Here is a 25,607-nt window from a genome sequence, read left to right as displayed (position 1 = left end):
TCGAACCTGTGGACGGTTGCAACAGACCCTGGCGGTCAGGCCGGGCCGGCGAGGCGGCTTGCGCCGCGGCCGCCGCGCTCGTCGGCGAGGGCGCCGGGTCGATCAGGCGAGCCCGAGGCCGCGAAGCCAGGCGTTGACCTGCCCGAAGGCGTCGGTCTGCCACTGATCCTCGTCGCGGTCGTCCAGGATCTTTCCCTCGGCGGCGAAGCGCGCGACGCTCTTGGGGCCGTGATAGTCGCGCTCGAGGAACTTCTCGGCGATGATCTTGTAGGCGGTGAGCGCTTCGGGGTCGTCTAGTAGGGGCGCGCAGTCGGCGACCAAGGCCTCGACGCCGCCGGGATAGTTCCTGACACAATAATAGATGTCGTAGGCATCCTTGTCCTTCAGGCGCCCCTCCAGGGCGAAGCCCTTCATCGCCAGGAGGGCCGGGATCGAAGCGACCTTCATCTCGATGCGGTTCTTGCCGCCTCGGGGCATTTCGCCCTCGAGGGGAAGGCCCTGGCTGAACGCCATCGCCAGTCGCGCGCCGTCCGCGCGCTGAACGGCGAACCCTTCCACCAGGGGCGGAACGTTCTTTTCGAACTTGGCGTCGCGCGGCATCAGGAAGTCGACGACGATCTGGATCGGCGGGCCCTCGTCATTGGCCTCGATCGTGCGGATCATCTGGAATTTCTTCTTCGGATCCTCGTTGTGGGCGTAGCCGTGCTTCCTGAGCTCGTCGACGAGTTGGGCGTACTCGCCATCGCCCAGGGCGACCGGGTCCAGGCTCAGATCGACGTCGAGCGAGCCGATATGACGCATCTGGGGGTTGTCGAGCAGCAGCCAGGGCACCGCGCCGCCGACGACCACGAACTTGTTGCGGTAGCTGCCCAGGACCTGGCCGATCTCCAGCAGCACGGACTTGACCGCCTTGATCGTGCGGTCGTCGTAGGCATAGGCGGGGGGATGATCTTCAATCACGGTCTTGGCCATTGGAGCTCCTGATGGCGGAGGAACTCCGCGGCTTCGCGGCCGCGATCGCCGCTGTCGTTGAGGTCGAGATAGGTCTGGACCGGGGAGGTCGTCACGACCTGCGGGGCCGGCGTGACCGCGTCGAGCAGGACGCCCTCGTCGTCCAGGACGGTGACCAGCACATTGGCCCCCTTGGCGGTCTGGGTGAGCGAAAGCGCCGCCTCCAGTTCGGACAGGATGTCGGGCCAGGCGTAGAGGTAGGTGGTCTCGCTGCGGCCATACGGCGCCAGCCAGTTGGCCGCCGAATAGGAGGCCAGGGCCAGCCTGGGCGTCTCGCCGTCGCGGCCCATCAGAGCCTTGAGCTTGGCCAGCAGCGCGTCGCCGTGATGGATCGTGTAGTAGCGACGCGATTGGCCGGGCGCTTCGTAGGCCTCCCGCCAGGCGTCGAGAAGCCCGTCCGCATCGGTCAGGACCAGGCCGTCGGCCGTGGCGCCGGCCCATTCGCGGTCCAGCAGGCCCTCCTTGACGTTGTGGACCTGACCCAGGCTGACCCGCGCGCCCTCGGCGATTTCCTTCAGGCGCGCCGGGCGGTCCGGAGCCTTGAGCATCCAGCGCAGGACGCGCGCGGACTTGGGCTTGAACAGCGACTTCAGATCCCGGCGTTCCACCGGCGGCTTGTCGGCGACCGAGCGCTCGATGAAGAGGTTGTCCAGCGCCAGGCGATAGTTGCCATAAAGATCCAGGTAGTGGACGCCGGCGTCCACGCACAGTTGGCGGGCCTGCTCAGAGATGTAAGGCGCCATGAACACCAGTTCGGCGCGGGGACGGGTCAAGGACCAGTGCTTCAGCTGGTCGATCGCCATGCGGGCGGCGCGCGGATGGCCGTCGTTCTTGACTTCGCAAACCAGACGGTAGCGACGGTCAGCGACATCGAGCTCGAAGACCGCGTCGACGCCGCGGTCCTCGATCGCGGCGTCGCGAACCAGGCTCTGGAGGCGGGCGATCGGGATGTGTTCGATCAGGTCCGCCAGGGCGGCGATCGTCTCCTCCTCGGTTTTCATTGGATCGGGGTATTTCAACATGCGTTGAAAGTGCGTCATCTACTGAAACGTGTCAAGCGTTTCACCAGAACTTACGTTTTCAGCGAACGATGAAACGGCACGATCCACTGAAATCCGGCGCTAGGCCGCGGCGTGTGCCTCCGACGCGGGGAAGCCGACCGAGCCCATGCGTCGAGCGTCGAGGTCTTAAACCTAGTAAGCTTTTACCGGCGAAGGGCCGAGCCGACGCAACTTGTCAGGACACGCGCTTTCCGCGACCCTTGACCCCTGTGCAGCCTAGGGCCAAAATAACCTATGGTTGTAGGGTTTCGGCTTATCTCCGGCGGAAAATCGCATGATTGAGCGCCTCACCGACCGGGAGCGCCAAATCCTCGACCTGGCCGCGCAACACCTGACCTCGAAACAGATCGGACCCCTGCTCGGCATCGGGCCGGCGTCGGTCGACACCTTCATGCAGACGATCATCATTTGCCCTCGCCGCCTCTCCATCGTGGCAGCGTTCGCGGCTGCTCGACAAAATCAAACTGCGTAACGCGCTCCCCATGCGCTAGGCGGCGGCGTTAACAATGGTCAAGCTCTCGTTGCGCTTTATGTCGCCTTGCCAATCTCGCGTGCGCACCCGCGCCATCCCCGGGCGCGCAAGCGGGCAAATCGCGGCGCGTTACGGCTTTGCCGCGTCCGCCTTCATCGACTGGATGAACTTGGCGTTCGCCTCGTGGTCCTTCAGCTGTGCGTTCCTGCGCGCGGCAATCCGGCCCAGGTGCTCGGCCAGGTCCGTCGACGAGATCTCGGAGATCTCGACGGATGTCCTGCCATCGTCGTGGCGCGATGACATGCGCAGCAGGATGAGCTGGCCAGGCTTGTAAAAGTCATCGCCATATCGGGTCGACTCCCACAGCCAGCCGTCCGCGATCAGGTTGCGGGCCAGCCGAACCAGCGGCTGGTCGGGGTTTTCGGGGCAACCGAATGGACCCTCGACTTCACAGGGATAGGTCTCATGGGCCTCGGCGAACTCGAAGGTCAGGCCCTGGTAACGAGACTTTTCGGGCACCCGGTCGGCCTCGGTCGCGGCGCTATCGTAGCCGAGGGAAAGCTTGGCGCTCAGGGCGGCGACGCCGGCGATGCTTGGCTTAGGCTTGGCGCAGGTAAAACCATAATATCCGTTTCCGCCGTCGGGGATCGCGCAGTCGGTATAGCCCGCGCCCTTGGCGTCGGCCGGTCCGCCGGACAATGGCGCGCCCTCGAAGCGGGCGACCGGCGTCACCTTGTCAGGCGCTTCGGACGCCGCCGGCGCCGGGCCGCATCCGGCGACCAGGGCGGCGATCGACCACAGCGCGGCCATGGTCCGAACGGGGCTTTGAATTTGGCCCGAACGCCCCTGCTCGCTCATCTTGGCTCTCAACTGGCTACAACCGCCCGCCTCGCCCATGGTGCATGAATCTAAACTGTTCATGAGGACGAACTCCCGTAGCTCTACCAGAAGAGCGCGCGCGATCGTCAAGTCGAGACGAGGCGGGTGCGCCAAATCGGCGACGCGCTGCGCAAAGAGCGACGCGAAAGGACCATCGGCCGGGTCTTGGCGAACTGGCTGATGGCGGCGCGGTCCTCAGCGGTTAAGCTTGGATCTGGCAGCCACCTCGCATTAAGGCGGCCGTCCATGGAGACGTGCATGACCGACCGACCCGCGTGGCTCAAGCGGATGGAGAATGGCGCCCTTGGCGAAGCGCGCGCCCGGGCCTTTCTGCTCGAGCGGTTCTGGGTGCTGGAGCGATCGGTCGACATTCAGGGGGTGGACTTCCTGATTCAGCGGAAGCTGACCAACGCCAACTTCATGGACACCGACCCGCCGCGGCTCGGGATCATCCAGGTCAAGTTCATTCAGGATGGCAGGACCACCATCACCATCCCATCGGCCTATGTGCTCGACGCCAAGGGCGCGCCGCACGCGGAGTTCTTCGCGCTGGTCTGCACCGGCGCGGAGGACGATCCGAAGATGTTCCTGCTGTCGGCCAAGGACATCGCCGTCATATTCAGATTGAACGAGGACGGCGATTACGTCGTCGCCGGCGCGGCGATCCTGGCCAGTCCGGCCTACGCCGTCGGCCTTCGCTCCAAGGCGCTCGACCAGATCGACCACGCGCTGAAGAACGCCGACTTCCGCGCCAATCGAAGGTTCTTGCTGAGCGGTCGCTATATCAAGCTGGGCAAGGAGCAGATCGACTTCGACTATACCCTGCCGGTCTTCAATGGCTGGGGTTCGATCCCGGACGAGTTCTACGCCGAGAAACGCAAGCTTCAATCGACGCAGTTCGAGATGGAAGAAGCCATCGAGGTCATGGACAAGATCGTTCATGAGACCGATCCGGCCAGGGCGCTGGAGCTCTTCGACGAGGGCTTGGCTCCTTATATCGGTCGCGGCGGGAGCTACAGCGCATCGATCTCCTTCACCTGCGAAGCCTTCGGCGACTGGGATTTCGGCGAGACGGTGCGTCGTCACAAGTCCCGGATAGAGGGCCTGCGCGCCGCCGGCATCGAGAACGGATACTTCTCGCTGCTGAAGGCCTTCGAAGACGCCCTCGTCGTCCAGATTCCCGCCCTGGTCGCCGAGGGCGCCCACGCCGTTGAAATCCGCGCCGTCTACGACCCTTCACGTCTGGACAACCCCAATTTCGAGGTCATGGCCGTCGACAAGCTGGCGGTCCTCGACCCGGTCGCGCCCCTCGCCAAGGGACGGCAGATGACCCGGGTGGATTTGACGGAGGTGTTCGATGAGGCGCACTTCGAGCCGGGCTCGGACCTCGCCGGCGTTCTGCGCAAGAGGATGTGGCGCCTTCGGCTTCCGTTCCTGACCGGTCTGCATCACCTTTATCTTGGCGAGCCCGAGGAGGGCGTCTAGCTGGAGCCGCGTCACGCGCGAGGGACTATTGAGCGGCCGCACAGGTCTCCACGGCCTGGGTCACCGAGGAGCGGTCAGGGGCTGGCAGCTGGGAAAGCGCAGCTGCTCCTGTGGGCTGTAGAGCGGCGCGAAATAGTTGCCCTCGAACTTCAGGGCCGCCAGCAGGATGCGGGTCACCAGTTCGCGTGCAAGCAGCAGGTGGTCCCACAGGTCCGCCTGATCGGCCTTGCCAGGATCAAAATAGACCCCGGTATGGACGACGGTGTTGCGCGCTCCGATCATGGCGGTGACCGCTTCGGGAGCGATGTCGTGGCGAGCAACGTCCAGTTGCTCAAGCAGGAGGTCCAGTTTCTCGATGAAGGACCGGCGCTTGAGCTCGGCGACCTTGTTGCGCATCGCCTCGGGCATGTCGTGCTCCTTGATGAGCGCCCGCACGGCCGAGGCGAAGCGATCCCAGGCCCTGCCCTTGGCTAGAAACGCAGCATCGTCCGAGCCCAGTTCGTCCACCAGGTTTTCCAGCGCCGTCATGGCCGAGATCAAGCGGATCTCGTCATAGTATCCGGGCGCGAGCAGCCAGCTGACGGCGCCGTCGAGCGTCTTGAACCGCGCGCGGGCGTCGGCGTCCATGGCGCAGGCGTGGGCGAAGATCGGCTCCTGGTTCAGGAAGACGAAGGGCTCGAGCAGCGGTTCGGGGGTGTCGGCGCGCTGGGTGATCGTCACCCTCTCGGCATCGCCGTCGACACGACGTTCGACATAGGGGCGCAGCACGATCCCGGTGGCGAAGGACATCACGCGTGCGACGTGGGCCAGGGCCTCGTCGGCCTCGTCGAACCACCCGTCAGGCGCGGCGCCCTGGCCCTGGAGCCCAATCGACCCGGTCAGCCTTTGGGGGTTCTCGGCTTTCTGCGATTCCGCCAGCAGATAGACGTCGCCCAGGGGCGTTGACCGGGACGGTCGGCCAAAACCGGTGAGGCGGCGAACGAACCAGGTCAGCTGATGAAACGTCACCGGCTTGTCGAGCTTGCGGGTGATCTGGGCCTGGGCGCAGCCGCCGCGGAACTCGATCACCGAGCCCGTCTCGTCGCTGCGCGACCCCCAGTGGGTGATGTAGAAGCTGTCGGAGGCGAAGGCCGCGCCGTCCTTGGCGCGAGCTTCCAGCCGCAGGTACTTGACGCTTCGCCCCTCTCCCTCGCCATGCAGGATCGCGGTTTCCCGCGAGCGCATCTGGGTCTCGAACGCCAGGCCAAGGGCGCCGGTGTTGTCGATGGTGGCGGTGAAGGCCACATCGAGGGCGCTTTGCCCGTCGGTCAGTTGGCCCTGAAACTTAGTCGGCTCGAACATGGCGTTTTCTCGATAGGCGGCGCTTGCCAGGTGGTCGTGCGCCCAGCGGTGCGAAAGCGCTCTGCCCAGGGCGCGGGCCGCCCGCCGTCAGCGGTCCGCCAGCTCGGCCTTGATCCGCTCGATATGGTCGAGGGTTTCATCCACCGCCAGGACGGCGCGGAGCTTGGCCTCCTCGAGGCTGTTACGCCAGTGGGGGATCGACGGCGAGTATCCGCCCGGCCCCTCGGCCACGTGCTGGGCGTGGATCTGCCAGCGGCCGCGCGACTGCGGACTTATCGACAAGCGAACCCCTTGGATCTCGGCGACATAACCGCCGTCGCCGCGTGGGCGCCATTCGGTGGCGGCGACCAAGCGCTGGGCCCGCGCCTGCTCGCGCTCCAGAAGCGTCAGGATCACCTGCATCTCGCCTGAGACCCGCGCCTCCTCGCCCGCCATGCGCTGGATGCTTCGAAGGATGGTCTTCATCTCGCGGCGATCGCCCAAGGCGTTCATCAGGCCCGCGAAGCGGCTCTGGTTGAGCTCCAGCCCCGTGATCGCTTCGCGGAACCGGGCGGCTTCGACGGCCTCGTTCACGACGATATCCATGACCGCTCCTTACGACGTTTTGTCGTATAGAAGCTACGACAAAACGTCGTAAGCGTAAAGATGCCTGAGCTAGGCGCGCGAGATCACGTTGGGCGCGTTCAGCAGCGCCTCCAAACGCGCGACCCTGGTCGAAGGCGAGGTTCATCAGGACGTCGGGGTCTGGGCCAGCTCATCGGCGATGTGCGGGCGGACCAGGTCTTGCATCCAGCTGGGAAGGGTGGCGAAGCCGTCGGCCAGGTCCTTGCGCAGGGCGGGTCCGGTCTTGGGATCGGCCAGCAAATGGGCCACTCGTCGCGCATAGTCCTGGCCCACCTCCTCCTGGCCCAGCGTGTCGCGCAGCCAGTGGAGCGCCTGGACCAAGCGCATGGCGGGGCGGCCGGCCCAGTAAAGCTTGCTGGCGGCCGTCGGCCGGAAGGTGATGGCCATCTGGCCAAGGCTTATCGACCGAAGGCGCGCGTCGGCATGGACCACGATCTTGGCCGGCACGGCGTTGGTGAAGCCCAGGTCGTTGGCCGCCGTCATGCCGTCGATCAGCAGCCGGATCTGGTCGCGGCGCGCCACCGCGTCGATCACGGCGGACGGGTCCGGCGGGTTCAGCTGCTGGGTCAGGCTGTTGAGCTTGGGTTTGTCGTAGAGCCCCCGGTCGATCCGGCGAAGAACCCCTTGCGCGTGCCGCCTTTGCAGCGCCTTGTCCACGGCGTCGCGACCGCCAAGGTCGGTGAAGTCCGACGGCGTCCACACCTGGCGGCCGGCCGCCTTGGCGATCCGCTCGTCCATGATTGAGCTCAGTTGTGATCGCCCGCTGCTCATGTCCGAAATATGTAGACAAATTTCGGACATTGGCGCGGTCAGCTCCATGGTCCACGCCGCGCCTCCGTCCGCCTGACGGCCGCCAACGATCCGGCCGCTGGGCAACGCCAGCGCCCTAAGAGGGTCAGGCGTCGGCCGGCTCGAACAGATGCGGCCGCCACAGCCTCACCAACTCCTCGAATTCGGACCGAAAGCTATAGGTGCTCGGGTACTCATTGTGGCGCGACACGAAGCGGAAGACGCTCACCATGTCGTCGCTGAGCGCCTCGTCGACGCCCCACATGTCGGTCAGGTCAAAGCCGCCCAGGTCCTTGGCGTTCCACCAGGCCAGCAGAAAATTGGCGGCGTACCGAGACTGGTGGGTGTCGCCACGCGCGGCGCGGATCAGCCGCTCGATCGCCGCGAACGTCGCAGGGTCCATGAAGGCAACAGCTTGCACCATCAGCTCATCCTACCACCAACGCGCGGCCGGTCGGCTAGTGTTTGGTCTTCACCAGGAGGGACTGGGCGAGCGCCTGACCGACGCCGGGTTTCTGAACCTCCTGGATCTCGGCCCGGCGCTCGGCCGAGAGCCGGTCCTGCCAGCCCTGGCCCCGCATGTCGAAGTGAAGCGAAACATGGACGACATGGCCGGTCTCGGCGACGTGCCGCTCGGCCCAGAGCTTGGCGTTGTGACGGATCGCCTGATGGCAGTCCTGACATTCGGCCTTTTGCGCCATCAGCTCCTCGGAGCACACGAACCTGGCGTTCGTCGGCGGCGGAGGAACCTCGGCCGCTTGCATGGCCTCGACGAGCACGGCGATGATCTCCCCGGCGATCGAGCGTCCAGAGGTTTCAATCCTGGCCCGCAAGAAGGCGTCCAGCGCCGGGTCAAGCGTCACCGACGCCTCTGTCAGATCGCTCGGAGGGACTTCGGACGCCATGGCTCGGACCATAAGCTGTTGGGCTGAACCATGATGATGGGCCCGAGTCGGCGAAATCCGAAGCCAGAACCGAGGCTGGATCGGATGCCCGCGCCCGCCTACCCGCCCCGCCGGCGGCGACCGCGTCGAAGATTGGCCAGCGCCAGGCAGGCCAGGCCGATGGGGACGCCGCCCAGGATCGCCGGCGCGGCCCAGGACGCGGCCGGCGCAATGGCGGGATTTTGCGCCGCGAGAAAGCCTTGCGTCAGCTGCCATAGACCGACGACGCAAAGGACCAGACCGATGATCCGCAGGATGCGGCCCAGGACGTCGATCTTGCTTTCGTCATCGCGATTCCAGGGCCCTGGAGACATTGCCGGCTCGGTTCCCTGTTGCGCCCGCCGCTAGGTCGCCCGCGGCCGGCCTTGATGGCAACCCTATAACTTTCCGGGGTCGGCGAGCGGCCGCCACCTGCCGTAGGCTGCGCCGCGCGACCTTGCGCCACGCCATTTTGGATGCTCGCTTCACCGGGTTTCACAGGGTCGAGGCGCGCCACAAAGCCGCGACCAAACAAGAGCTTGAGCATGCCGGCCACCGCCTATTCCAAGACCTTCGCCCAAGAACTGGACCTTCAGCAGCTGCTGGCGCGCCTGCGCGAGGTGGCGTTGACGCAGGTCGATCCCAAGGGCGAGGTGAGCGAGGCGGAGCGCGCGTGGATCCGGCGGGACGTCATTTGCACCTGCTGCTCGGTCGATGGGGCCCTGGTGGTCCGGGCCGGCCGGAACAAGACCGGGCGCCTCGTGCGTCAGGGCCATTTCCGCTTTCGATCCCTGACCGGCGAAGACGCTCACCATCGGCTGTGCGAATTCTACGGCAATGAGACGGGGCAGCCGACCGGAGCCGAGAAGGTCCGGTTCAGCAGCACGGCCGGCTCGGCGCTGACCCGCGCCGTCGGTGAGCTTGTCTCGCGCGGCATTGAGCGCGAGGTCTTCACGTCCGAACAGATGCAGGCGATGCGGCGCTGGTATTTCGAGGCCAAGGTCGCCAGCCGCTTCAAGGTGGTGGCGCGGCCCGAAATCTTCACCTGGCTGGCGACCCAGGCCCGTCAGCCATCCGCGCGTTCGGCCGACGGACCGCCCGACGACCTGGACGCCTTCGATCCGGCTTTCGGCGACCTCCCCACCTTCAAATGGCGAAGGGCCGCCGTCGATGAGGTGACGCGGCGTGACCAGCCGGTCGTTCAGCGCCTTGACGGGATCTCCGAGGCGTCGGTGAAGACCGCCGCGAAGCTGGCGGCGAAGCTTGACGGCCAAGACGAGTTCGACCGCGGGGCCTTGCGCGCCGAATATGCCGCGGCCCTGGACCTGGCGAAGTTCATCGCCATCCACGCCGACCTGCACGAGCCGAAGGTCCCGGCCCATAGGTTCGCGAGCGTGGGCGCGCCGTCGGCGCTTCTGGCGCTGAGCGCGCTGCTGCTGTTTCGCACCGGTTATGACCGCCGCGCCGCCAGGCGGCTCTTTGTCGAGCTGCAGTCGGGGCCAAGCGCCCAGGATCCGCGTCGCGGCAACATCATCGGCCTAAACCCGTTCCACGACTTCGACGCCTGGCGCGCGATCAAGCTGGCCTCGGACCTGACCGCGGAGACAGGATGGTCCTTCAACCGGTTCGACGACATCAACCTGGCCGAGGCGCGATTGAAAGCCGCGCACAGGACTTGGCGGGCGGCGGGGCGGCCCTGAGTCTTACGTCCCGCCATGCGGGTGGTGTCGTCCTAAGACGCATGCCGAGCGATGGAGCCGTAACGCGACTTGACGGGCAGCCCGGCGGCTTCCCTTGGCTGACGTCGTCGTCAGCTTTTCTGGATTCGCACGGAGCCGCGCCTCGTCTAAGCAGGACATGTGAAGCCTTCTGGCTTCTGCCCTTCCTGGGCGTTTCCTCCCTATGACTGGCCCGGCGCTCCGCGCCGGGCCTCCTTTTTCTTCGCGGCCGCCTGCATGCGGCGACGCTTGCGCGATGGCCGCGACGGTACGGCGCCGCGCGGTCCTCATCCCGCGAGGTCTTAAACCTAGTGAGTTTGCATCGCTGATCGATACGGCGACGCGCATTTGCACAGATACGCGCTCAGCGCGACCTTGATCGCTATGCAGCCTTGGGTCAAAAGGGACCTATGGTTGTAGCGTTTCGGCTTAGGCCCGTCGGAAAACCGCATGATTGAGCGCCTCACGGACCGAGAGCGCCAGATTCTCGAACTCGCCGCGCGCCACCTGACCTCAAAGCAGATCGGACCGCTGCTTGGCATCCGGCCCGCCTCGGTCGACACCTTCATGCAGACCATCATCCGCAAGCTGGGCGTGGCCTCTCGCAAGGAGGCCGTGATCGCCTATGTGACCGCCGCGCGCCAACTGAGGACGTGGGATCGAGATGATCTCGACTTTGGATCATCGCCAGTGGCTGGACCCGCTGCTTCCCGACAAACCGGTGGGGTCACCCGGGACGGTGACCACGGCCCCCTCCCCGCTTCGGACCCGGCGTTTGACGACGACCAGGGCGAGACCTGGGGAGCCCACGCCGGGCGCATGCGGCCACGCAGCGGTCGCTGGCTTGGGTGGGGCCTGAGGACACCGGCCCGACGACTGGTCGCCATTGCGATCGCCGCGATGATCTTGGGACTCGTCACGCTCGGCGCCGCCGCCGTGGCGTACGGCCTGAACCAGGCGTTCGACCGCATGCTGGATGACCACGGCAACCACCAGAACGGCCGGTCAGGCCAAAACCAGAGTACGCACAATGCAGAACTTGACTGGGGCGCGTATCGCCACACAGCTGTTTTCGGCTGAAGACGCCATCGACCGCACCCTCGGGGAGACGGCCAAGCTCATCACCTCGATGTGCGAGGCGCGCATCGCTCATCGCCTTCCGGCGATCGCCGGGCAGCGCGTGATCGGCGGCGCCACCGAGGCGTTGGCCGCCCTGGAACGGGCCCGGCGCAGCGTCCTCGACACCCACGACGGTTTGGCCTTCCTGCGCGACGAATACGGCATCGAGGCGATCGCCGCCGGCGTCCTGCACAAGCCCGAAGGCGTCGCTCCCGCCGGCGCGCTCGAGGCCGCCGCCTAGGCGTCGCTGACGTGTTTCCCTGGTCTCCCCTCGTCTTCGCGATCGCCATGGTCGTGGCCTGCGTCGCGGCCCTGGTCCGGGGGCGATGGGAAGAGAGACTGCTGGGCGCCACGTACCTGGCGGCCTGCATGGCGTCGCTGGCGGTGGAAAAGCGACCTTGGACCGGACCCCAGGGCGCGGTGATCGCCATCGACGCCATCGTCCTGGCTCTGGCGATCGGCGTCGTCCTGGGATCGCGCAAGCTATGGCCGGTGATCGCGGCCGCCTTCCAGGTCCTCACCGTCGGGGCGCACCTGGCCTTCATCGGGGCTGAAGGACGGCTTGGCGCGGCGGGCTATCTGACCGTGCTGGCGGTTTGGAGCTACGGCATGGTCGGCTGCCTGGCCTGGGGCGCGGGATCGCAACTGCCGCTCCCTGAACGCCTTAGACCCCGCAGTTTGAGGAAAGGATATGAAGTCCACGGCGCGCCCGCCGCGCCGGCGGCGCCCGCGAGGGCGGAGCCGGTTGATCGCCGATGCGATGACGGCGCGCCTTAGCGACCAGAAATTGCCGGTGTTCGTTGGGGAATCCGGCATGCGGAGTGTTCGCCGCTTGAGAACGGCCTGTGCTTTGAGTGCTGTTGACGGGACGGAACGCCGGCTGGGCCTGTACCAGCTAGGAGTAGAGTTCGTGAGCCATGTATTGTCGCCGCGCCTGCGCCAGTGTCTGATTTTGGCGAGCAAAGGTCACACCGCTGTCGAAATAGGATTTATCCTCGGGCTGTCCTATCGGACGGTGAACCAGTATCTGTCGGACGCGTATAAGCGGCTGGGAGCCCGCAATCGGATGCAAGCGGTGGCCATCGCCATCCAGCGCGGCGAAATCCCGCCCCTGGAGGCGGAGACGCCGCCGCCCTCGCCTGGACCGGCCGCCTCGCCGCCGGGGCAGGATCCGCCGCCGCCCTGCCCATAGCGCGATGGCCGCGAAGGGGGTCACCGCTTCGGCGGGTCGCTAGACCAGGATGTCGTTCCAACCGTCGGACGAAGAGATCTGGGCGGCGCGGGCGAGCAGGGTTCGCATCAGCGGCGGGGGCACGAAGGCCTCCTCCCCCAGCTGCATCTGGAACAGCAAAACCAGCTGGGCGAAGCGGTCCGTGGTCTCCCAAAGCCGCATCAAGGTGATCGTCGTGATCAGCTCGTCCTGGCGGTTCGCCGGCGCGCGCGCTTCGACCGCCTCGGCCAACTCGGTGAAGAGGCTTGCCTCCTGGCGTTGCTCGGGCGTCAGGACCGGAAGGCCGTAATAGGCGCGGGCCCAGCCGAAGAGCTGGCGAAGGGCCGGAACGAGCCGGTTCAGCAGATCGAGCGAAACGTCGCCGCCTTCGGCGGTGGCCAGCACCTCGCGGTGGATTTGACGGTAGGCGCCGGGCGGCAGGTCCAGGACCTGCTGGTCATAGAGCTCCTTGTGCAGCGTGCGCAGGTCCGCGGTCTTGAGCTCTCGCCGGGCCCGGCCAGGGTGCAGATAGGCGATAAGCCTCAGCCAACGCGCCCAAAGCCGCGCCAGGACCGCTGGCTGGATCGGCTTGGGCCAGGTCGCCAGCGCGCCGAGGACCGCCTGGTCGTCGAGCAGCGATGCGGCGATCGCCGCCTTGCTCGTCGCCTTGCCAAGCTTGACCTCGCGGGCCTTGGCTTGATCGACCGAAACATCCAGGAAGCGGATCTGGAACTCTATGTCGTCGCGATCGGCGACGGCCTGCGAGATCGCCGTGAACCGCTCGACGGCCTCGTCATCCTCAAGAGGCGGGCGCAGCAAGGACCGGGCGCGCGGACGGCTTGGCCGCGATCGGTTGGCGATCTCGATGATGAGGACGGCGGCTCGGCCCGGGCTCGTCGCGGGGATTGGCCTCACGCCCACGAGGTCCAGCAACAGGTCCTGCCGCGGCGCTTCGGTTTCCAGAACCAGGGCCAGGTCGGCGTCCTGCTGGACCTGGTACCCCCGGGCTGTCAGTTCGGCCTTGATGGCCTCGATCTGCGCCTGCTCGTTCATCGCGTCACCGACCTGGCGTGATTGGGTCCGGGGCCGATGGACACGAACACGGCGGCCTGGCCCGACAGAGCGGCCAGGGCCGCCTGGTATTCCTCGGGCCGCAGGCGACGCGCGTCCAGGCGCGTGGCGAACCCCAGCCGCGTGCGCTGGCTGACGACGTGCTCGACCTCCCGGTCGTCGAGCAGAACCGTTTGGGAGGGCTTGGGGGTGACGCCGATCTTGCCGTCCAGCCCGTCCAGGATGGCCTTGAGGATGTTGTCGACGTCCTTGCGGCGATCCAGTCGCCAGAAGTAGCGGACCTTCACCGAGCACGGCCCCGGCATGAGCGGACCCGACCACACGCTGGCGGCGATGCTGCGGGCATGGACCTCGCCGCGCCAGTCGCGGTAGGCGCGCGTGCCGTAGCGATTCACCGAGACCGGTGATCCTGGCACATGAAACTCGTGGGGCGTGGCGGAGACCGTCATGGACAAGCTTCGTGCCATGGCCGCGGGCATGGCGCCAGCGCCTGGCGGGGCGGTCCGCCGCGTTTGGCCCCGTCCAGACTGAAGCTTCAGCACTGAGAGTTCGCCATTGGAGGACTCCAACGACAGGTCTCCAACCGGCATTTCCTCGGAATTGTCGTCCCCGTAACGGGTTTGCAACGCTCGCCTCGGCTCAACCCGAGGTGCTTCCTGCATGACCCGCGCCCATCGTCGTCAACGCCGTCAACGCGCCCTCGTCGCCAGTCTCGCCCTCGGCCTGGTCCTGGCGGCCGTCGCGACCGAGCCGGCCTTAGCCGGGGGAACGGGGGGCGCCATGCCCTGGGACAACTGGCTCACCTCGATCGCCGATTCCATCACCGGCCCGGTGGCCAAGGCCATCGGCATCATCGCCATCGCCATCACCGCGCTAGGGGTTGCGATTTCCGAAGGCGGCTCGTGGGTGCGCAAGGGCATGCAGGTGATGTTCGCGCTCAGCATCGCCTTTTCGGCCGTCACCTTCATCGGGTTCCTGGGCTTCACCGGCGGGGCGGGCTTCTGATGGACGCGATCGAGGGCTTCGAGATCGCGTTCCACGGGTCGCTCTCCGAACCGGTCACCCTGGCGGGCGTCCCGCACACGGCCGCCGTGCTGATCGGCGGCCTGACGGCGATCCTGGCCCTGGGCCTGCAAACGCCGTGGATCGGTCTTCCTCTGGGCGCGGCGCTCTACGCCGCGGCGCTGTGGATGGCCAAGCGCGACCCGTATGTCTTCGACATCCTGGGCCGCCATCTTCGCCAACCCTCTCATCTCGACGGCTAGCGCCATGCTGTACCTGGGCGAGTACCGGTCGCGTTCAAACCGCCTTTCCGACCACCTGCCCTGGGCGCTGCTGATCGCGCCAGGCGTGGTGCTCAACAAGGATGGGTCCTTTCAGCAGACGCTGGAGTTTCGCGGGCCCGACCTGGCCAGCGCCACGGCGGCCGGCCTGATGGGCGTGCGGGCCCAGCTCAACAACGCCCTGCGGCGCCTGGGCTCGCGCTGGTGCCTGCATGTCGAGGCCGTCCGCTCGCCGTCCCAATCCTATCCGGCCAGCCGGTTTCCCGATCCGGTCAGCCATCTGGTCGATGAAGAACGTCGCGCGGCCTTCGAGGCCGAGGCGGTCCATTTCGAGACCCGCTATTTCGCCACCTTCACCTTCCTGCCGCCCGAGGACGCCATCGGCAAGGCCGAGAGCCTGCTGGTCGAGAACCTGCCCCAAGGGCGCGGCGCCCAGGCCCTCTACCGCCAGGCCCTGGCCGAGTTCCAAGCCACGGTCGGCGGCGTGCGCGACATCCTGGCGGGGGTTTTCCCGCTGGTCCGGGCGCTGGACGACACCGAGACGCTGACCTTCCTGCACGCGTGCGTCTCCACCAAGGCCCACCCGGTGACCCCGCCCGACCCGCCGGCCTATCTCGACGCGGTGCTGACCGATGACGATTTCGCCGGCGGCCTCTATCCGCGGCTTGGTCAGCACTATCTGCGCACCATCTCGATCCGGGCCTACCCGCCCGTGTCGTGGCCCGGCATGCTCGACCATCTCAACACCCTGGGCCTGTCCTACCGCTGGGTGTGCCGGTTCCTGCCGCTCGACAAGGAGGACGCCCGCCGGGCGATCACCACCCTTCGCAAGCGCTGGTTCTCCAAGCGAAAGGGCATGCTGGCCGTCCTCAAGGAGGCCATCACCCACGAGCCCTCCCTGCTGGAGGACCCCGACGCCATGCAGAAGGCGCGCGACGCCGACACGGCCCTGGCCGTGCTCGGCGGCGACGCCGCCAGCATGGGCTACCTGACCCCGACGATCACCCTCTTCGACACCGACCCCGACGCCCTGGCGGCCAAGGTTCGGCGGGTCGAGGCGGTGATCAACCGGGCCGGCTTCGTGGCCAAGGTCGAAGACCTCAACGCCGTCGAGGCCTGGCTCGGCAGCCTGCCGGGACAGGCCTATGCCGATGTGCGTCGCCCGATGGTCAGCACCCTCAATCTCTGCGACGTCCTGCCGGTTTCGGCCATCTGGCCGGGGCCCCTGCGTAACGATCACCTGACCCAGGAGGCGCGCAAGCGGGGTGCGGACGGCGACCAGCCGGCCCTCATGCATGCGCGCACGGCCGCGACGACGCCCTTCCGGCTCGACCTGCATCAGGGCGATGTCGGCCATACCCTGGTGGTCGGGCCCACCGGGGCGGGCAAGTCGGTGCTGCTCAACACCCTGGCCCTGCAATGGCGACGCTACCCCGAGGCGCGGGTGATCTTCTTCGACAAGGGGCGCAGCGCGCGGGCCGCCACCTTGCTGGTCGGCGGACGACACCACGAGCTTGGCGAAGCCGGCGGCCTGGCCTTCCAGCCGCTCTGCGATATCGATCGTCCCCAGGTGCGCACCTGGGCCCACGAGTGGCTGGCGGGCGTGGCCGCCAGCGCCGGGGTGGCGCTCGAGCCAGGCCAGCGGGCGGAGCTGTGGACGGCCCTGGGCAATCTGGCCGCCGGCCCGAGGGACCAGCGCACCCTGACCCTGCTGGTGGCCACCCTGCAGGACTGGGTCCTCAAGGACGCGCTGGCGCCGTTCACCCTGGCCGGCCCGCATGGCCGACTGCTCGACGCCGATCACGACGGGCTGTCGCTCGCCGATTTCCTGACCTTCGAGATGGGCGCCTTGATGGGCCAGCCGGCCGTGGTCGGGCCGGTCCTGACCTATCTCTTCCACGCGCTCGAGCGCGGGTTCGATGGTCGCCCAACCCTGGTCGTCCTCGACGAGGCTTGGCTGTTCCTGGATTCGGAAGCCTTCGCCGGCAAGATCCGCGAGTGGCTCAAGACCCTGCGAAAGCTCAATGTCGCCGTGCTCTTCGCCACCCAGAGCCTGGCCGACATCCAGCGCTCGGTCATCGCCCCGACCTTGATCGAGAGCTGTCCGACCCGGATCTTCCTGCCCAATCCCGACGCGCGCACCCCGCAGATCGCGGCCTTCTACGCCGACCTTGGCCTCAACGCCCAACAGGTGGAGATCATCGCCGCGGCCGCCCCCAAGCGCGAATACTACTATCAGAGCGCGGCGGGACACCGTCTGTTCGAGCTGGGCCTGGGTCCGATCGCCTTGGCCGCCGCCGGGTCCAGCAGCCCCGGCGATCACCGCCTGATCGACAGGGCCTGGGCCGAGGCCGGCGCGGCCGGCTTCCCCGCCGCCTTCTTCCGCGCCAAGGGCCTGGTCCTGGCCGCCGCCTTCCTCAGCGAGGCGCGCCATGCGGCCTGAACCCAGGAGCTGGCTGGAGACCTCACGCGGGCGTCGCGTCGCCTTCGTCCTGGCCTTGGCGCCGGGGCCCATCCTCCTGGTGGCGGCCGTCAACGTCTGGACGAGTCCCTGGCTGCTGGCGCTCAGCCTCGCCTGGACGGCCATCGTCGCCTGGCGCCTGCGCGGCCTGGTCGCCGGCGGCTCCGCCGCGCCGTCCCCGCCATCGCCGCCTTCGGAGCTCAAGCCATGATCGCGACCCGTCGCCGACTTCTCCTGCGCCTTGCCGCGGCGTGCGCGGCTCTGCCGCTCCAGGCGCGGGCCCAGTTGATCGTCGAGGATCCAAGCGCCATCGCCCAGGCGATCAAGCAGGTGCAGCAGGGACTGCAGCAGATCCAGCACCTGCGAGACCAGGTCGCCCAGCAGGCCAGGATGCTGCAGAGCCTGGGGACCGACGTCACGGGTCCCCTGGGGGCGATCGTCTCGGACGCCACGAGCCTGATGCGCCAGGCCCAAGGCCTGGGTTACCAAGCCGCCGATCTGTCACGCGACTTCGCCGCCTTCTATCCGCAGGACCTGGCCGGGCTGTCGCCGCAGGCCCTGGCCCAGCGCCTGGCCAGCTGGAGCCAGAACAGTCGCGGGGCCCTCGAGCAGGCCCTGCAGGTCCAGAACCAGATCGTCCAGGCCCAGCCGACCACGGCCCAGGCGGTCGGCGCGGCGGTCGCCGCCTCGCAGAACGCCGCCGGACAGACCGCCGCGGTTCAAGCCACCAACCAGCTGCTGATGGCGCTCTCCACCCAGCTGACCCAGCTGCAGACCTTGCTGATCAGCCAGGCCCGTCAGCAGCAAACCTGGGAGGCCGAGCGCCAGGCGGTCGTCTCTAAGAGCGAGGCCGACCGGCAGCGCAATTCGGTGCTGACCCGAAGCCCGCCTCGCTTCTCCGGAGACATCCTGAAATGACCCGCACCAGCGTGATCGTTCTCGCCAGCGCCTTGGTCCTGGCCGCCTGTGGTCCGCAACCGTCCAAGGACGCCAAGGCGGCGTCCAAACCCGTCGCAGCGAAGGCCCGCAAGTGTCCGGACCCGGATATCCGCGACACCAAGGATCCTTGCTCGGTCGCGTACCTCACCCCCCACAAGCCGCGCTTCAAAGGCGATATTCTCAAGTAGGGCCTCCGATGCAGACCGCCTCACCGGCCGCGCTCGACGACTTCATCGCCCGGTACACCAGTCAGATCGGCGCCGGGTTCGGTCTGATCCATGGCGACGTTCAGACGACCTTCGGCGCGCTGATGGTCATTAGCCTGGCCCTGGCGGCGCTGCTGTGGGCCATTGACGAGAACCAGAATGTCCCCGCGGCCCTGATCCGCAAGATGCTGCTGTTCGGCTTCTTCGCCTGGCTGATCAGCAGCTGGCACGACCTGACCCTGACCATCGTGAAAGGCTTCGTGGCGCTGGGCCTGAAGGCCGGCGGTGGGCGCATGAGCGCTTCGGACCTCATGAACGCCCCCTCGAAGATCGTCGTCGACGGGCTGAGCGTGGCCTTCGAGCTTCTGAAGTACATCGGCCGCGTGGCCAGTGAAGGCATGGGCGTGGGCTTCTTCACGCACATCGACACCATCCTGGTCACCGCCATCGTCATCGTCGGGGTGATCCTGGCCTTCATTCTCCTGGGCGTGGAGGTGGTGGTGACGGTGATCGAGTTCTATGTCGTCACCCTGATCTCGTTCGTCATGGTGCCGTTCGGCATCCTCACCCAGACCGCGTTCCTGGCCGAGCGGGCCATCGCCTATGTGCCGTCCGTCGGCGTGAAGATGATGGCCTTGGCGCTGGTCGTCTCGATCGGGGAACAGATCTTCACCAGCTACACCCTGTCGGCCGAGCCGACCTGGCAGGAGAGCTGCGGCATGCTGGTGGCCGCCATCGTGCTTTTGATGCTGGCCTTGAAGATCCCCGCCGTCGCCGCCGCCCAGATCACCGGCAGCCCTCAGCTCAGCGCCGGCTCGGCCGCCGCCAGCGTCGTGGGCATCGCCGCCACCATGGGCGGGGCGGCGCTTGCCGGGCGGTGGCTGGCCGGCGGAACCGCCCAGAGCGCGGGCGCGGCCATGACGGCGGCCCGACAGATGCGAGGCGGCTTGCCGCCGGCCGCGTCCTCGGCGTCCGGCGGCAAGCCTGGAGGCGGTCCTTCGGGCGGGACGCCGTCCGGCGGATCGGCTGGGGGCGCCGCGTCCGGGCCAAGCGCCTCGCCCGGCGATGGTGAAGCTGGCGCGAGCGAGGGCGGCGGCACGGCAAGGCCCTGGAGCCCGCGCCGATGGTCGGGGCCGGCCGAGCAGGCTCCGCCGGCGCCGCCCGCGGGCGGCCCCCGCCTTGCCGATCCCGACGACGGCGCGCCCGCCTGACCCGCGCCAAAGGAGCCTTAGATGCCCAACGCCTTCAAACGCCCGTCGGAGCGATACGGTGACTCCCGTCCGGTCGAGACGCCCTATCACCGCGCCGCCCAGGTCCATGACGACCGCGACGGGGCCAAGCTCGTCCAGGCGCGCAACTGGCGGCTGATGGCGTTCGGGTGCCTGGCCCTAGCCATGCTCAGCAGCGGGGCCTTCGCCTATGTCCAGCTCACCCGGCCGATCGCGACCTTCATCGTTCCTGTCGATCAGTATGGCCGGCCTGGCCGCATCGAGGCGGCCGACCACGTCTATCGGCCGACCCAGGCCCAGATCGGCTATTTCATCGCCGACTTCGTTTCCCTGGTTCGCGCCAAGAGCACCGACCCCATCGTGCTGCGGCAAAATTGGACGCGGGCCTACGGTTTCATCGCCGGCGACGCCAAGGCGACCCTGACCGACTATGCCCGAACCAGCGATCCCTTCGCGCGGATCGGCCAGGAAGCGGTCTCGGTGGAGATCGTGGCCGTGCTGCCGCGCGGGCCCAGCAGCTATCAGGTCCAGTGGCGCGAGACCCGCTTCGAGCAGGGGGCGCCGGGGCCGGCCGAGCGCTGGACCGGCGTCTTCACCGTCACCCAGCGCAAGCCGCGCAACGAGGTCGAGCTGCGGGCCAACCCGCTCGGCATCGTCATCACCTCCTTCCAGTGGAGCCGCGAGCTATGAACCGTTCGTCACTCGCCACGGTCCTGGCCAGCCTGGTCGCAAGCGCCATGGCCGCGGGCGCCGCCGCCGCGACCGCCGGACCGTCCGGGTCAAGGCTCGCGCCGGGCTTGAGCCCGCCGATCCCCGCTGCCCAGGCGCGCGCGTCCCAACCGGTCGCCATGAAGCCCGTCCCCAACCCTCCTGAGCGCAGGGCCAAACCGGTTCGGCCCAGGACCGTCCGCCGGCCGGCCGGCGCCGCCGCCCAGGCCAACGCCCAGGCCCGCGACTGGCCAAGTTCGGCGGCCTATGTGAACTCGGCCCTGTTCTATGACTTCGAACCTGGGCGCATCTACACGATCCAGACCAGCCCGCGCTTCTTGACCACCATCCAGTTGCGCCCCGGCGAGAAGCTGATCGCCAAGGCGGCGGGCGACACGGTGCGCTGGGTGCTCGGCGAGACGATGGCCGGCGCCGGCGACGCGGCCCAGGTGACGGTGTTCGTCAAGCCCATCCGGCCGGGCCTGCGCACCAACATCGTCCTGACCACGGACCAGCGGACCTATCTGATCGATGCGACGAGCAACGCCGCGGCCGGCTATACCAGCGTCCTGGCGTGGAATTACCCGCAAGAAGAGGCGCGGGCGCTGGCCGCCGAGCGCCAGCAGGCGCTGGCCAGCGCCTCCGCGCGGGTCGCGCCCGACGTCCCCGTCGACCGGCTCAATTTCCGCTACCACATCGCGGCCCGCGACCGGCGGGCGCCGGCCTGGACGCCGGTCCGCGTCTTCGACGACGGCCAAAAGACCTATATCGAGTTTCCCGCCGACCTCGCGACGCGGTCGGCCCCGCCGCTCTTCCTGCTGGGCGAAAAGGACCGGGCGGAGCTGGTCAACTACCGCCAGACGGGGGTCTACTATGTCGTCGACCGGCTGATCGATCGGGCCGAGCTGCGGCTGGGCGAAAGGCGCCAAGACGTCGTTCGCATCACCCGTGAAGGGGGCGGGCGATGAGCACGGCCGGTCCCCAGGACAGCGCGTCGGCCGATGGCGGCCCCTCGTCTAAGGCCTCGCCCCGGTCGGTCTTGGCCGCCCCACGCCACCCCATCGCCCGCTACCGACCCGCGGTGATCCTGGGCGGTGTGTTCCTGATCCTGATCCTGGTTGGCGTCGGCTTCATGATCGCCTTTGGCGGCGGCCGTAAAGCCCCGGCCGACCCGCCCGCGCCGCAGACCGCAAACGACGCCCCCGGTCCCGCCCCGATCGACGATCGTTTGCCGGCCTCCTATGGCGAGCTGCCGCCCCCGACGGCGGGGCAGGCCAGTTCATCCCAGACCCAGCCTGACCAGACGTCCGCGGCCGTGGCGGCCGCGCCCGCGTCAGGAGCGTCCCCGGTCGATCCGGCTCGACAGCAAAGGCTCCAGGAGATCACCGCGGCCCAGCGCTCGGGACCGTTCTTCGGCGGGGCGGCGGGCCAGATGGCGAGCGCGGCCGCCCCCGGCCCATCCGTCGCGCCGGCCAGCGCCTCGGTCTCCGGGGCGGCGTCGCCAGCCCCGGTCGGGCCCAAGGAAGCCTTCATTGCTCGGACCGCGGCTTCGGGCCCATCCTATGTCGCCGCCCTGCCCCAGGCCGCGCTCAGCCCCTATGAGGTCAAGGCCGGCAGCGTGATCTCGGCCGCCCTGATCACCGGGCTCAATTCGGATCTTCCTGGTCTGGTGATCGCTCAGGTCACCGAACCGGTCTTCGACCATCGCACCGGCCGGGTGGTGTTGATCCCGCAAGGCGCGCGCCTGGTTGGAAAATACGACAGCCAGGTGGGCTATGGTCAGGACCGCGTCCTGCTGGTCTGGACGCGGCTGATCTATCCCAGCGGCCGCTCGATGGACCTGGGGGCCATGACCGCCGCGGACGCCACCGGCGCGGCGGGTCTTTCCGATCAGGTCGACACCCATTTGCCGGTGCTGGCGCGCGCCATCGGTCTTTCGACCCTGATCTCGATCGGCGGGTCCGCGGCCCAGAACAGCCTGGCGCGCGGCAGCGACAACCTCGTCCTGCAGGACGGGGCCGGCGGCGTGGCGACCCAGGCCAGCCAAACGGGCCAGCGCCTGGTCGAACGCGACCTTCAGCGCAGTCCGACCTTGAGAATCCGCCCGGGATTTCCCGTCCGGGTCATGGTCGACAAGGACCTTATCTTGCCGCCGGAAGTGGAGGCGCGCCGATGAGCAGACGCGCGCCGGGCCGGAGGACCGATTCTTCTTCAGTTCAAGGCGTTTATTCGCACCCACGGCGACCGCCGCGTTCACCTTTATTAGTTGGGCCGGATGGAATCGCGATCTTATCGGCGACGCCATGAAGTCCGCCCGCGACCTTGAATATCAAGCGCAATACCAAAAGCGCCTCCGGGATGAAGCCCGGGCGCGCGGCAAGGCGCAGCTCAACAGCATCGTCGCCAAGCGCCTGATCGAGGCGCTCGACGCGATGAAGTCCGAGCGCGGCTTCACCAATCGGAACGACGCCCTGGAGCACGTGCTCCAGGCGTATTTCGAAGGGGGCAAATCGGAAAGGAACCCTGCCGTGAGCGCATAGAAAAACCCGGCTCGCCTAAACGCGCCGGGTTCTCTGGTCATTCGCTAGACGGGATTGGCGTCCCGCCCGAGCTCCGAAGTCCTGCTCTTTCTACCGAATCACCGACATCGCTGCAATCCAAAAACGCGCGTTCGCGCGACGGGAACCTGTGCGCCTGCGGCCTCCAAGGAGGAGCAGACCATGCAGACCGTCTCGAACGGTGTGGGAGACGTGCGCCGTCTGGCGGACGCCCAAAGGGCGGCCGCGCGGCTCGCCGACACCTACCAGGGCCTACCGGAGGGCATCTCCAAGGCCATGCTGCTCGATCGTTTCGAGCGCGCCGCGCCCCGGCTGGGGCTCGGCGACGGCGTCGTGCGCCTGATCCGCGCCTTGGTGCGCGTCACCTATGAACAGGACTGGACCGGGCGCACCCGCCCGATCGCCTGGCCCTCGACCGACGCGCTGTGCGAGACGCTGCAGCGCTCGCGCAGCTGCATCCAGGGCCTGACCCGGGCGGCCGTGCGCGCGGGTCTGGTCCACATGAGAGACAGCGGCAACGGCAAGCGGTGGGGCTATCGCGACGAGCGTGGGTTCATCGTGGAAGCCTACGGCTTTGACCTGGCGCCCCTGGGCGCGCGCTGGGACGAGTTCGCCGATCTGGCCGCGGCGCGCGACCTCGAACAGGCCCAGCGGCGCGCCTTGATCCGCAAGCTCGGCGAAATCCGCCGGGAGATCCGCACCGTCTGCGCCGACGCCCTCTATCGGGGCTTCGGAGGCTATGACTGGTCCAGGGCCGTCGACCTGGCCCTGGGGCGGCTGCCGCGAACCCCAAGCCTTGGGGAGCTTGAACAGCTGAGCCGCACGTTCTCGACGCTGTTGGCCAATGTGGACGAGGCCTGGTCGCAGGCCCGGATGGCAGGTGAATCTAAGCCCAGGGGCGCGGCGGACGAAGCCCAGAAAGAACCTACAACCCAGCCTAGATCCGCAGGAGCAACGTATTCTTCTCTCCGAAAAGAGGTAGTCGAGCCCTCGGCGCGAACGTCTCGGTCGGCGGTGGCGGCTGACCCGGCCCAGGTGGAGGCGGCGATCAGCGAGGAGGTGATCCCGCTGTCCCTGGTGCTGGAGGCCGTGCCGGAGATGTCGGACTATCTGGAGGACCCGGCCGCGGCCCAGTGGGAAGACCTCATCGACGCGGTGGGCAGGGCCGCGCCGCTGATGGGGATCAATCTCTCGGCCGTGCGCGAGGCGCGCGAGACCATGGGCCGAAACCGGGCCGCCGTCGCCCTGGCCACCGTGCTCGCGCGCTGGAAGGACGGCGAGATCAGGTCCTCGGCCGGCGGCTATCTTCGGGCCATGTGCGAGCGCGAGCGGTTCGGCGGGCTGAAGCTCCTGCCCAGCCTCTATGGGCTGAAGGATCGCTTCGCCGCGCAAAAATCGCCGCCTGGGCGAACAGGGCGATGAGCGTCGTGACCAGGGACGGTTCATGCGTCTGAGGGCCTGAAATCGATCGGGGTCGGCGGGCCCGCGCCGGGGCCAGGTGCTGCGGGCCAGGGCTGGGGACTGGAGGACGGAGCGGGGTCAGGCCGGGGCGAGGCCGAGGCTGTTCGGCCGCTGGAGGCTCCCCATGACCCTTCGATCCATTGTCCGCGCCCTGGGCGGTGATCTCTATGACGGCGGGCGCCGCGCCAATATCCCGGCTCCGGGCCACAGCCGACGGGATCGATCGGTATCGTTGCTCGAGCGGGACGGACGGCTGATCGTCCATACCTTCGGCGACGCTGACTGGCGGGCCGTTCGCGACGACCTTCGCGCGCGCGGCCTGCTTGGCCAAGACGAACGGGCGTCGCCGGCGACGGCCTCACCGGCCGATGACGATCCGGCGCGCCGCCGACGACGCGAATGCGCCCTGGCCCTGTGGGAGGCCGGCCGCGCCCTCGAGGGCACCCTTTCGGCCGCCCACTGCCGTCTGCGGGGCATAGACGGGACGCTGCCCGACAGCGCGGCGCTTCGCCACCATGGCCTGGTTCCGCTGTCGGTCTACCGTCCCGGGCCGGCGACACGCCCTGCCCTCCTGGCCGGGATCCGAGCCGCCGATGGCGAACTCGCCGGCGTGGAGATCACCTATCTGGGGCCAGGCGGCCGGCGGGCGGTCGGCCTTCGCCTGCCGCGCAAGACCGTCGGGCTCGTCCCGCCGAGCAGCGCGGTCCGCCTTTCGCCGATCGGCGCGGCGCTTCTGGTGGCCGAAGGTGTGTTCACCGCCCTTTCAGCGGGACGCCGCTTTGGCCTGCCGCCCTGGGCGCTGCTGTCGACCTCCAATCTTCGCCGCTGGCGCCCGCCTGCGGGCGTGACGTCTGTTCTGGTGGCGGGAGATCGCGGCGCTGACGGCGAGGCGTCGGCCGCCGCCCTGGTCCGCGCGCTGATCGAGGGCGGGATCGATGCGTCCCTCGCCCTGCCGCCGGCTCCGTTCGGCGACTGGAACGAGGTTGATCTGTCGTGTTCGGGCCCGGCGAGCGGCGCCTGAGCAAAAAGGCAGAGTGAGGACGGAGGCGGGTGCGCCCG

31 protein-coding genes are annotated in these 25,607 nt (G+C 68.1%); 20 read left to right on the top strand and 11 right to left on the bottom strand.

Annotated features, from left to right (window positions below):
• Nucleotides 1-102: 102 nt before the first annotated feature.
• Together AC1RNC_RS22260 and AC1RNC_RS22255 are read right to left on the bottom strand one after the other, a co-directional pair.
• The gene (locus AC1RNC_RS22260) at nucleotides 103-972 is read right to left on the bottom strand and encodes a hypothetical protein (protein WP_295113436.1); all 870 of its coding nucleotides are present in this window, start codon (nucleotides 970-972) and stop codon (nucleotides 103-105) included.
• The gene (locus AC1RNC_RS22255) at nucleotides 957-2,012 is read right to left on the bottom strand and encodes a type IV toxin-antitoxin system AbiEi family antitoxin (RefSeq protein ID WP_492888319.1); all 1,056 of its coding nucleotides are present in this window, start codon (nucleotides 2,010-2,012) and stop codon (nucleotides 957-959) included. Before AC1RNC_RS22255 ends, AC1RNC_RS22260 begins: the two co-directional genes overlap by 16 nt.
• A 334-nt stretch (nucleotides 2,013-2,346) precedes the next feature.
• Between AC1RNC_RS22255 and AC1RNC_RS22250 the strand changes: the two genes are divergently transcribed.
• Nucleotides 2,347-2,544 (top strand): LuxR C-terminal-related transcriptional regulator, encoded by a 198-nt coding sequence (locus tag AC1RNC_RS22250; protein ID WP_492888318.1) that lies wholly within the window; start codon nucleotides 2,347-2,349, stop codon nucleotides 2,542-2,544.
• Nucleotides 2,545-2,673: 129 nt separating this feature from the next.
• Here AC1RNC_RS22250 and AC1RNC_RS22245 read toward each other — a convergent pair whose 3' ends face one another.
• Nucleotides 2,674-3,513, bottom strand: coding sequence for a hypothetical protein (locus AC1RNC_RS22245; RefSeq protein WP_492888317.1), 840 nt, complete (start codon nucleotides 3,511-3,513; stop codon nucleotides 2,674-2,676).
• A gap of 168 nt (nucleotides 3,514-3,681) precedes the next feature.
• Here AC1RNC_RS22245 and AC1RNC_RS22240 point away from each other — a divergent pair, with 168 nt between their 5' ends.
• Entirely contained in the window at nucleotides 3,682-4,908 is a 1,227-nt protein-coding gene (locus AC1RNC_RS22240) for a hypothetical protein (RefSeq protein ID WP_492888316.1), read from the top strand.
• A gap of 60 nt (nucleotides 4,909-4,968) precedes the next feature.
• On the opposite strand, the gene AC1RNC_RS22235 is transcribed toward AC1RNC_RS22240, so the two are convergent.
• From AC1RNC_RS22235 to AC1RNC_RS22210, 6 genes are all read right to left on the bottom strand, one after another.
• The gene (locus AC1RNC_RS22235; protein ID WP_492888315.1) at nucleotides 4,969-6,249 is read right to left on the bottom strand and encodes a hypothetical protein; all 1,281 of its coding nucleotides are present in this window, start codon (nucleotides 6,247-6,249) and stop codon (nucleotides 4,969-4,971) included.
• A gap of 87 nt (nucleotides 6,250-6,336) precedes the next feature.
• Nucleotides 6,337-6,834, bottom strand: coding sequence for a hypothetical protein (locus tag AC1RNC_RS22230; protein WP_492888314.1), 498 nt, complete (start codon nucleotides 6,832-6,834; stop codon nucleotides 6,337-6,339).
• A gap of 144 nt (nucleotides 6,835-6,978) precedes the next feature.
• Nucleotides 6,979-7,611 (bottom strand): DUF6088 family protein, encoded by a 633-nt coding sequence (locus AC1RNC_RS22225; RefSeq protein ID WP_492888313.1) that lies wholly within the window; start codon nucleotides 7,609-7,611, stop codon nucleotides 6,979-6,981.
• A gap of 157 nt (nucleotides 7,612-7,768) precedes the next feature.
• Nucleotides 7,769-8,086 carry a DUF7673 family protein gene (locus tag AC1RNC_RS22220; protein ID WP_062098329.1) on the bottom strand — a complete coding sequence of 106 codons (318 nt, stop codon included), beginning with the start codon at nucleotides 8,084-8,086 and terminating at the stop codon, nucleotides 7,769-7,771.
• 34 nt (nucleotides 8,087-8,120) lie between these two features.
• Nucleotides 8,121-8,525 (bottom strand): hypothetical protein, encoded by a 405-nt coding sequence (locus AC1RNC_RS22215; protein WP_156447795.1) that lies wholly within the window; start codon nucleotides 8,523-8,525, stop codon nucleotides 8,121-8,123.
• A gap of 140 nt (nucleotides 8,526-8,665) precedes the next feature.
• Complete coding sequence (locus AC1RNC_RS22210; protein ID WP_062098333.1) at nucleotides 8,666-8,920, bottom strand: hypothetical protein; 255 nt, start codon at nucleotides 8,918-8,920, stop codon at nucleotides 8,666-8,668.
• A 210-nt stretch (nucleotides 8,921-9,130) separates the two neighbouring features.
• On the opposite strand from AC1RNC_RS22210, the gene AC1RNC_RS22205 reads away from it, so the two are divergent.
• The 5 genes from AC1RNC_RS22205 to AC1RNC_RS22185 all read left to right on the top strand — a co-directional run bounded on the left by AC1RNC_RS22205 (nucleotide 9,131) and on the right by AC1RNC_RS22185 (nucleotide 12,614).
• The gene (locus tag AC1RNC_RS22205) at nucleotides 9,131-10,285 is read left to right on the top strand and encodes a hypothetical protein (protein WP_062098335.1); all 1,155 of its coding nucleotides are present in this window, start codon (nucleotides 9,131-9,133) and stop codon (nucleotides 10,283-10,285) included.
• Nucleotides 10,286-10,753: 468 nt separating this feature from the next.
• The gene (locus tag AC1RNC_RS22200; RefSeq protein ID WP_062098337.1) at nucleotides 10,754-11,383 is read left to right on the top strand and encodes a response regulator transcription factor; all 630 of its coding nucleotides are present in this window, start codon (nucleotides 10,754-10,756) and stop codon (nucleotides 11,381-11,383) included.
• Nucleotides 11,334-11,663, top strand: a complete 330-nt coding sequence (locus AC1RNC_RS22195; protein WP_062098340.1) for a hypothetical protein — start codon at nucleotides 11,334-11,336, stop codon at nucleotides 11,661-11,663. The genes AC1RNC_RS22200 and AC1RNC_RS22195 overlap by 50 nt, the downstream gene beginning before the upstream one ends.
• Before the next feature lie 11 nt (nucleotides 11,664-11,674).
• Nucleotides 11,675-12,199, top strand: coding sequence for a hypothetical protein (locus AC1RNC_RS22190; protein ID WP_062098342.1), 525 nt, complete (start codon nucleotides 11,675-11,677; stop codon nucleotides 12,197-12,199).
• Complete coding sequence (locus tag AC1RNC_RS22185) at nucleotides 12,168-12,614, top strand: response regulator transcription factor (RefSeq protein ID WP_231737545.1); 447 nt, start codon at nucleotides 12,168-12,170, stop codon at nucleotides 12,612-12,614. Before AC1RNC_RS22190 ends, AC1RNC_RS22185 begins: the two co-directional genes overlap by 32 nt.
• Before the next feature lie 39 nt (nucleotides 12,615-12,653).
• Here the strand turns inward: AC1RNC_RS22185 and AC1RNC_RS22180 are convergent, their stop codons facing one another.
• Nucleotides 12,654-13,685 (bottom strand): hypothetical protein, encoded by a 1,032-nt coding sequence (locus AC1RNC_RS22180; RefSeq protein ID WP_062098344.1) that lies wholly within the window; start codon nucleotides 13,683-13,685, stop codon nucleotides 12,654-12,656.
• Nucleotides 13,682-14,152: a RusA family crossover junction endodeoxyribonuclease gene (locus AC1RNC_RS22175; RefSeq protein WP_062098346.1), complete on the bottom strand. Its 471-nt coding sequence runs from the start codon at nucleotides 14,150-14,152 to the stop codon at nucleotides 13,682-13,684. Before AC1RNC_RS22175 ends, AC1RNC_RS22180 begins: the two co-directional genes overlap by 4 nt.
• Before the next feature lie 211 nt (nucleotides 14,153-14,363).
• Here AC1RNC_RS22175 and AC1RNC_RS22170 point away from each other — a divergent pair, with 211 nt between their 5' ends.
• The 13 genes from AC1RNC_RS22170 to AC1RNC_RS22110 all read left to right on the top strand — a co-directional run bounded on the left by AC1RNC_RS22170 (nucleotide 14,364) and on the right by AC1RNC_RS22110 (nucleotide 25,569).
• Complete coding sequence (locus tag AC1RNC_RS22170) at nucleotides 14,364-14,708, top strand: TrbC/VirB2 family type IV secretion system protein (protein WP_062098348.1); 345 nt, start codon at nucleotides 14,364-14,366, stop codon at nucleotides 14,706-14,708.
• Complete coding sequence (locus AC1RNC_RS22165; RefSeq protein ID WP_062098350.1) at nucleotides 14,708-14,968, top strand: VirB3 family type IV secretion system protein; 261 nt, start codon at nucleotides 14,708-14,710, stop codon at nucleotides 14,966-14,968. Before AC1RNC_RS22170 ends, AC1RNC_RS22165 begins: the two co-directional genes overlap by 1 nt.
• Nucleotides 14,913-17,429, top strand: coding sequence for a conjugal transfer protein TrbE (gene trbE, locus AC1RNC_RS22160; protein WP_231737547.1), 2,517 nt, complete (start codon nucleotides 14,913-14,915; stop codon nucleotides 17,427-17,429). The genes AC1RNC_RS22165 and trbE overlap by 56 nt, the downstream gene beginning before the upstream one ends.
• On the top strand, nucleotides 17,419-17,658 hold the full coding sequence (locus AC1RNC_RS22155; protein ID WP_062098354.1) for a hypothetical protein: 240 nt from the start codon (nucleotides 17,419-17,421) through the stop codon (nucleotides 17,656-17,658). Before trbE ends, AC1RNC_RS22155 begins: the two co-directional genes overlap by 11 nt.
• Nucleotides 17,655-18,365 carry a TrbJ/VirB5 family protein gene (locus AC1RNC_RS22150; RefSeq protein WP_062098356.1) on the top strand — a complete coding sequence of 237 codons (711 nt, stop codon included), beginning with the start codon at nucleotides 17,655-17,657 and terminating at the stop codon, nucleotides 18,363-18,365. Before AC1RNC_RS22155 ends, AC1RNC_RS22150 begins: the two co-directional genes overlap by 4 nt.
• The gene (locus AC1RNC_RS22145; RefSeq protein ID WP_062098359.1) at nucleotides 18,362-18,574 is read left to right on the top strand and encodes a hypothetical protein; all 213 of its coding nucleotides are present in this window, start codon (nucleotides 18,362-18,364) and stop codon (nucleotides 18,572-18,574) included. The genes AC1RNC_RS22150 and AC1RNC_RS22145 overlap by 4 nt, the downstream gene beginning before the upstream one ends.
• An 8-nt stretch (nucleotides 18,575-18,582) precedes the next feature.
• A complete protein-coding gene (gene trbL, locus AC1RNC_RS22140) occupies nucleotides 18,583-19,803 on the top strand; it encodes a P-type conjugative transfer protein TrbL (RefSeq protein WP_062098361.1) in 1,221 nt (406 codons plus the stop codon).
• A 21-nt stretch (nucleotides 19,804-19,824) separates the two neighbouring features.
• Nucleotides 19,825-20,511 (top strand): conjugal transfer protein TrbF, encoded by a 687-nt coding sequence (gene trbF / locus AC1RNC_RS22135; RefSeq protein ID WP_062098363.1) that lies wholly within the window; start codon nucleotides 19,825-19,827, stop codon nucleotides 20,509-20,511.
• Entirely contained in the window at nucleotides 20,508-21,497 is a 990-nt protein-coding gene (gene trbG, locus AC1RNC_RS22130; RefSeq protein WP_062098366.1) for a P-type conjugative transfer protein TrbG, read from the top strand. Before trbF ends, trbG begins: the two co-directional genes overlap by 4 nt.
• A complete protein-coding gene (locus tag AC1RNC_RS22125) occupies nucleotides 21,494-22,705 on the top strand; it encodes a TraB/TrbI/VirB10 family type IV secretion system protein (RefSeq protein ID WP_062098368.1) in 1,212 nt (403 codons plus the stop codon). The genes trbG and AC1RNC_RS22125 overlap by 4 nt, the downstream gene beginning before the upstream one ends.
• Before the next feature lie 127 nt (nucleotides 22,706-22,832).
• Entirely contained in the window at nucleotides 22,833-23,069 is a 237-nt protein-coding gene (locus tag AC1RNC_RS22120) for a hypothetical protein (protein ID WP_062098370.1), read from the top strand.
• A gap of 180 nt (nucleotides 23,070-23,249) precedes the next feature.
• Nucleotides 23,250-24,509: a plasmid replication protein RepC gene (gene repC, locus AC1RNC_RS22115; protein ID WP_062098372.1), complete on the top strand. Its 1,260-nt coding sequence runs from the start codon at nucleotides 23,250-23,252 to the stop codon at nucleotides 24,507-24,509.
• Nucleotides 24,510-24,672: 163 nt separating this feature from the next.
• Entirely contained in the window at nucleotides 24,673-25,569 is an 897-nt protein-coding gene (locus AC1RNC_RS22110; RefSeq protein ID WP_062098374.1) for a toprim domain-containing protein, read from the top strand.
• Nucleotides 25,570-25,607: the final 38 nt, after the last annotated feature.

It is taken from the genome of Caulobacter sp. GW822-FHT01G02 (genome assembly GCF_058802865.1).
Note: the sequence above shows the minus strand (reverse complement) of the source record. Positions and strands in the feature narration are given on the sequence as shown.

What these genes read in the sequence shown, in the direction of transcription:
- AC1RNC_RS22260 (WP_295113436.1), bottom strand. Translation starts at nt 972, where the DNA reads ATGGCCAAGACCGTGATTGAAGATCATCCCCCCGCCTATGCCTACGAC.
- AC1RNC_RS22255 (WP_492888319.1), bottom strand. Translation starts at nt 2,012, where the DNA reads ATGAAAACCGAGGAGGAGACGATCGCCGCCCTGGCGGACCTGATCGAA.
- AC1RNC_RS22250 (WP_492888318.1), top strand. Translation starts at nt 2,347, where the DNA reads ATGATTGAGCGCCTCACCGACCGGGAGCGCCAAATCCTCGACCTGGCC.
- AC1RNC_RS22240 (WP_492888316.1), top strand. Translation starts at nt 3,682, where the DNA reads ATGACCGACCGACCCGCGTGGCTCAAGCGGATGGAGAATGGCGCCCTT.
- AC1RNC_RS22235 (WP_492888315.1), bottom strand. Translation starts at nt 6,249, where the DNA reads ATGTTCGAGCCGACTAAGTTTCAGGGCCAACTGACCGACGGGCAAAGC.
- AC1RNC_RS22230 (WP_492888314.1), bottom strand. Translation starts at nt 6,834, where the DNA reads ATGGATATCGTCGTGAACGAGGCCGTCGAAGCCGCCCGGTTCCGCGAA.
- AC1RNC_RS22225 (WP_492888313.1), bottom strand. Translation starts at nt 7,611, where the DNA reads ATGGACGAGCGGATCGCCAAGGCGGCCGGCCGCCAGGTGTGGACGCCG.
- AC1RNC_RS22220 (WP_062098329.1), bottom strand. Translation starts at nt 8,086, where the DNA reads ATGGTGCAAGCTGTTGCCTTCATGGACCCTGCGACGTTCGCGGCGATC.
- AC1RNC_RS22210 (WP_062098333.1), bottom strand. Translation starts at nt 8,920, where the DNA reads ATGTCTCCAGGGCCCTGGAATCGCGATGACGAAAGCAAGATCGACGTC.
- AC1RNC_RS22205 (WP_062098335.1), top strand. Translation starts at nt 9,131, where the DNA reads ATGCCGGCCACCGCCTATTCCAAGACCTTCGCCCAAGAACTGGACCTT.
- AC1RNC_RS22200 (WP_062098337.1), top strand. Translation starts at nt 10,754, where the DNA reads ATGATTGAGCGCCTCACGGACCGAGAGCGCCAGATTCTCGAACTCGCC.
- AC1RNC_RS22195 (WP_062098340.1), top strand. Translation starts at nt 11,334, where the DNA reads ATGCAGAACTTGACTGGGGCGCGTATCGCCACACAGCTGTTTTCGGCT.
- AC1RNC_RS22180 (WP_062098344.1), bottom strand. Translation starts at nt 13,685, where the DNA reads ATGAACGAGCAGGCGCAGATCGAGGCCATCAAGGCCGAACTGACAGCC.
- AC1RNC_RS22175 (WP_062098346.1), bottom strand. Translation starts at nt 14,152, where the DNA reads ATGACGGTCTCCGCCACGCCCCACGAGTTTCATGTGCCAGGATCACCG.
- AC1RNC_RS22170 (WP_062098348.1), top strand. Translation starts at nt 14,364, where the DNA reads ATGACCCGCGCCCATCGTCGTCAACGCCGTCAACGCGCCCTCGTCGCC.
- AC1RNC_RS22165 (WP_062098350.1), top strand. Translation starts at nt 14,708, where the DNA reads ATGGACGCGATCGAGGGCTTCGAGATCGCGTTCCACGGGTCGCTCTCC.
- trbE (WP_231737547.1), top strand. Translation starts at nt 14,913, where the DNA reads ATGTCTTCGACATCCTGGGCCGCCATCTTCGCCAACCCTCTCATCTCG.
- AC1RNC_RS22155 (WP_062098354.1), top strand. Translation starts at nt 17,419, where the DNA reads ATGCGGCCTGAACCCAGGAGCTGGCTGGAGACCTCACGCGGGCGTCGC.
- AC1RNC_RS22150 (WP_062098356.1), top strand. Translation starts at nt 17,655, where the DNA reads ATGATCGCGACCCGTCGCCGACTTCTCCTGCGCCTTGCCGCGGCGTGC.
- AC1RNC_RS22145 (WP_062098359.1), top strand. Translation starts at nt 18,362, where the DNA reads ATGACCCGCACCAGCGTGATCGTTCTCGCCAGCGCCTTGGTCCTGGCC.
- trbL (WP_062098361.1), top strand. Translation starts at nt 18,583, where the DNA reads ATGCAGACCGCCTCACCGGCCGCGCTCGACGACTTCATCGCCCGGTAC.
- trbF (WP_062098363.1), top strand. Translation starts at nt 19,825, where the DNA reads ATGCCCAACGCCTTCAAACGCCCGTCGGAGCGATACGGTGACTCCCGT.
- trbG (WP_062098366.1), top strand. Translation starts at nt 20,508, where the DNA reads ATGAACCGTTCGTCACTCGCCACGGTCCTGGCCAGCCTGGTCGCAAGC.
- AC1RNC_RS22125 (WP_062098368.1), top strand. Translation starts at nt 21,494, where the DNA reads ATGAGCACGGCCGGTCCCCAGGACAGCGCGTCGGCCGATGGCGGCCCC.
- AC1RNC_RS22120 (WP_062098370.1), top strand. Translation starts at nt 22,833, where the DNA reads ATGAAGTCCGCCCGCGACCTTGAATATCAAGCGCAATACCAAAAGCGC.
- repC (WP_062098372.1), top strand. Translation starts at nt 23,250, where the DNA reads ATGCAGACCGTCTCGAACGGTGTGGGAGACGTGCGCCGTCTGGCGGAC.
- AC1RNC_RS22110 (WP_062098374.1), top strand. Translation starts at nt 24,673, where the DNA reads ATGACCCTTCGATCCATTGTCCGCGCCCTGGGCGGTGATCTCTATGAC.